This is a genomic window from Dyella sp. 01N36 (assembly GCF_056399745.1).
The window spans coordinates 1-3,668 of the sequence record NZ_JBFTRY010000275.1; the positions used below are offsets into that span (position 1 = coordinate 1).

Genomic DNA, 3,668 nt, shown 5'->3' on the forward strand with positions numbered 1-3,668 from the left:
CTCCTGCTTAGGCTGCTGCTGACGGCCGCCCTTGGCCTGCTGCTGGCCCTTCTGGCCCTGCTGGGGCTGCTCGCGGCGCTGCTGCTGGCGGTTGCCCTGCGGCTGGCCGCCCTGGGCCGGACGAGCGCGCTCGTCGCGGCGGTTGTTGTTGCGGTTGGAGCTTGCCGGTTCGGCCTTGACGGCCGGCGCGGGCGCGGCCGGTGCAGCCGTGCCGCGGAACCAGCCGAGCAGGCGCGAGATCACGCCGCCGGCGGGGGCGGGTGCGGCAGCCGGCTGGCGTGCCGCCGGTGCCTGCGCGACAGGTTCGGCAGCACTTTCTTCGCGCACGGGAGCCGGCGACGACGGCACGATGCCGCTGACGGCGGGCTGCTCGCTGCTGCCCAGGGCCTGGCCCATCTTCGGCACGGCGGACGCTTCGACGGCGGTGAGACGCTCGTAGCTGGGCTTGCTGTGCTCGCCCATGTCCGCTTCGCGGATGCGCTGGATTTCGATGTGCGGCGTCTCGAGCTTGTCGTCCGCCACGATGACCACGTGCACCTTGTTGCGCAGCTCGATCTCAACCACGCTGGCGCGCTTTTCGTTGAGCATGAAGTTGGCCACGGTCGGCGGAGCCTGCACCAGCACCTGGCCGGTGTTGTCCTTCATGGCGTGCTCTTCGATCAGACGCAGCGTGGACAGGGCCAGCGACTCGACGCCGCGGATATGGCCATGGCCTTCGCAACGCGGGCACACGATCTGGGTGGCTTCGCCAAGCGACGGACGCAGGCGCTGGCGCGACATCTCCAGCAGGCCGAAGCGCGAGATGCGGCCGATCTGCACGCGGGCGCGGTCCAGCTTCAGGGCGTCCTTGAGACGCTCTTCCACTTCGCGCTGGTGCTTGGGGCTGTCCATGTCGATGAAGTCGATCACGATCAGGCCGCCGGCATCGCGGATGCGCAGCTGGCGGGCGATTTCCACCGCCGCTTCCAGGTTGGTGTTGAACGCGGTTTCTTCGATGTCGCTGCCCTTGGTGGCCTTCGACGAGTTGATGTCGATGGCGGTGAGGGCTTCGGTCTGGTCGACCACGATCGAGCCGCCGGAGGGCAGGCGGACCTGGCGGTCGAACACGCTCTCGATCTGGGTTTCGATCTGGTAGCGCGAGAACAGCGGAGTCTCGTCGCGGTACATCTTGAGCTTGCGCAGGGCGTTGGGCATCACCTGCTGCATGAACTCGCGCGCATCGTTGTACAGCGATTCCTCGTCGATGAGGATTTCGCCGATGTCGTTGCGCAGGTAGTCGCGCAGGGCGCGGATGAACAGCTTCGATTCCTGATAGATCAGGAACGGGGCCTTCTGCGCCTGGGCGGCGCCGGAAATGGCCTTCCACAGCTGGAGCAGGTAATCGAGATCCCACTGCAGCTCTTCGGCGTCGCGGCCGAGGCCGGCGGTGCGCACGATCAGGCCGACGTCGTCAGGGACGTTGAGATGCTCGAGTGCTTCCTTCAGCGCCTGGCGATCTTCGCCTTCGATGCGACGCGACACGCCACCCGCTTTGGGGTTGTTCGGCATCAGCACCATGTAACGGCCGGCGAGGCTGATGAAGGTGGTCAGGGCAGCGCCCTTGTTGCCACGCTCCTCTTTCTCCACCTGCACGACCACTTCGTGACCTTCCTTGATGAGGTCGCGGATGTTCGCCTTGTTGGGGTCCAGGCCCGGCGTGAAGTACTCGCGGGCGACTTCCTTCAGCGGCAGAAAGCCGTGGCGTTCGGCGCCGTAGTCGACGAAGCAGGCTTCCAGGGACGGCTCGACGCGAGTGATGCGGCCCTTGTAAATATTGGCCTTTTTCTGTTCGCGGGACGGGATTTCGATATCGAGATCGTAAAGGGTCTGGCCATCGACGATGGCCACACGCAACTCTTCACGCTGAGTTGCGTTGATCAACATACGTTTCATTGTAATTTTTCCTCGGCTTGCCGCGCGTCGCGTGCCTCGGTGGCGCCAGTCRCTTCGGCGGCCTGCCGGGGATCGCGCCGCTGCGGTTAAGCGGCAAATGACGGCATCGTTCTCGGTGCCGGGATGATTCTTAGGTCGCGCCAGCCGCCCCGGGTTCCCTAGGAAACCGGACAAACGACAACCCGAACCGTTACGATGTAAGGGAGCAGCAACCGGCTGCCAAAGAGGCGACCGGCGCTATCCTCGCCGACGTCACGGGGTGGGTGTCCCGCCCCTATCCGAACTTCGGCGGGGCAAGACCAAACGCCGCCCGAGTATCCTATTTCGGCAGGTTTTATTCAATGCAGACGGTAACTTCCCCCGACGCACCTCACGGTGTGCGTCAAGTTGAGATCGGCCCCGAGCGGGACGGTCAGCGCATCGACAATGCGCTCATGACGCTGCTCAAGGGGGTACCAAAGAGCATGATTTACCGCATTCTGCGCACCGGACAGGTGCGTGTGAACGGTAAGCGCGCCAAGCCCGATACGCGTCTCGCGGCGGGCGATATGCTGCGAATTCCGCCCGTGCGGGTGGCCGAAAAGGTCGAGACCAAGGGCCCGGCGGCTGGCATGGTCTCAGCCATCACTGATTCGATCATCTTCGAAGACAAGCATTTTATTGCCATCGACAAGCCCAGCGGCATCGCCAGCCACGGCGGCAGCGGCGTCAGCCACGGCGCCATCGAGCTGTTGCGGGCAGCCCGTCCCACCGAGCATGTCGAGCTGGTCCATCGTCTCGATCGCGACACCAGTGGCGTGCTGGTGTTCGCCAAGACCCGCGCCGGGCTGACCGGCTTGCAGGCGGCCATTCGCGACGGCTCGGTGGTGAAGCAATACCTCTGCCTGATGGTCGGCCATCCGAACAAAGCGAAGTTCAGCGTGAATGCGCCGCTGCTCAAGTCGATACTGCAGGGCGGCGAGCGTATGGTGAGGGTGTCGGACAACGGCAAGCCGTCGCTCACCTTCTTCCAGGAAATGGAGCAGTACCCGGGCGGCCGCCTGATGCAGGCGACCCTGGGCACTGGTCGCACCCACCAGATTCGCGTCCATGCCGCCCATATCGGTCATCCGCTGGCCGGCGACCCGAAGTACGGCGACAAAGAGATCAACAAGGGCATGAAGGAGCTGGGCCTCAACCGGCTGTTCCTGCACGCCTCGCACATGAGTTTCGAGCTGGATGGCCGTTCTTATAGTTTTTCGGCACCGATGCCCGACGATCTGAAGGATTTCCTCGACGTTCTGGCGGTCAAGGGCAACAAGATCCGTCGTCTACTGGAAAAAGCGCGCGCTCACCTCGAGCGAACGCAAGAGATGACCGGTAAGCCCACTTTCCACAAGTAAGKCGCTGGCGGCGTGAGCGACGGCGATGGGCAGCAGGCGCGGCGAGCGCATGAAACTCCACGCCCACCACAGCTCGGCGGCCACGCACAGCTGCATCAGTGAGCCGTTCGGGGTGTGCAGCAGGCCGAACAAGGCCGCCGTGACCAGGAGGATGGCCGGGCGCGGCAGGCCGGTCCGTTCCAGCCGACCCAGGACCAGGGCGAGCATCGCCCACTGCTGCAGCAGCGCCCAGGCGAGGTAGGCCACGATGTGGCGAACATCCAGATGGAGCAGGTGGTGGCCGTCAGCCAGGGTCAGCGCCAGGGCGACGGGCAGCGGCAGCAGGGGATAGATCCAATCGGACCAGCTTCGTCC

3 protein-coding genes are annotated in these 3,668 nt (G+C 64.8%); 1 reads left to right on the plus strand and 2 read right to left on the minus strand.

Going from position 1 to position 3,668, the window contains the following annotated elements; translation table 11 throughout:
* The coding region (locus AC1DMG_RS20855; protein WP_477181033.1) for an Rne/Rng family ribonuclease at window positions 1–1,932 on the minus strand (1,932 nt) is incomplete at its 3' end.
* 341 nt (window positions 1,933–2,273) lie between these two features.
* Here AC1DMG_RS20855 and AC1DMG_RS20860 point away from each other — a divergent pair.
* Window positions 2,274–3,314, plus strand: a complete 1,041-nt coding sequence (locus AC1DMG_RS20860; RefSeq protein ID WP_477176039.1) for an RluA family pseudouridine synthase — start codon at window positions 2,274–2,276, stop codon at window positions 3,312–3,314.
* On the opposite strand, the gene AC1DMG_RS20865 is transcribed toward AC1DMG_RS20860, so the two are convergent.
* Window positions 3,243–3,668: CPBP family glutamic-type intramembrane protease (locus tag AC1DMG_RS20865; protein ID WP_477181034.1), on the minus strand; the 426-nt coding region annotated here is incomplete at its 5' end. The two genes, AC1DMG_RS20860 and AC1DMG_RS20865, sit on opposite strands and share 72 nt — an antisense overlap.

Coding starts and splice junctions, on each gene's coding strand:
- AC1DMG_RS20860 (WP_477176039.1), top strand. CDS start 2,274: ATGCAGACGGTAACTTCCCCCGACGCACCTCACGGTGTGCGTCAAGTT.